This is a genomic window from Massilia psychrophila (assembly GCF_002760665.1).
Classification (GTDB): Bacteria; Pseudomonadota; Gammaproteobacteria; order Burkholderiales; family Burkholderiaceae_D; genus JAFCUW01.
In genome coordinates, this window is the sequence record NZ_PDOB01000104.1 from 1 (window position 1) to 321 (window position 321).

The following is a 321-nucleotide window of genomic DNA, read 5'->3' on the forward strand; positions in this document are numbered from 1 at the left end:
GTATATCCCGTCGTCCTCGCGAACGCGGGGACCCAGTTTGCACGATAAGCGGATCAACTTTTAACGGACGATGCCGGGCGGTGTCGCTGTTGCCGAGAAATTGGGTCCCCGCGTGCGCGAGGACGACATCAAATGACCTACCGCTTGCGCGGCGGCGGCAAGTCCGTGCACACCCCTTCATACACTTCAGCGGACATGCCGATCGATTCGCCCAGCGTCGGATGCGGGTGGATCGTCTTGCCGATATCGACGCCGTCGGCGCCCATCTCGATCGCCAGCGCGATTTCGCCGATCATGTCGCCGAGATGAACCCGAGCGACG

1 protein-coding gene is annotated in these 321 nt (G+C 62.3%); it reads right to left on the bottom strand.

From position 1 onward, the window contains the following. Positions 1-137: 137 nt before the first annotated feature. A partial coding sequence (locus CR103_RS21835) for an oxidoreductase dimerization domain-containing protein (protein ID WP_502511533.1) occupies positions 138-321 on the bottom strand: 184 nt, incomplete at its 5' end.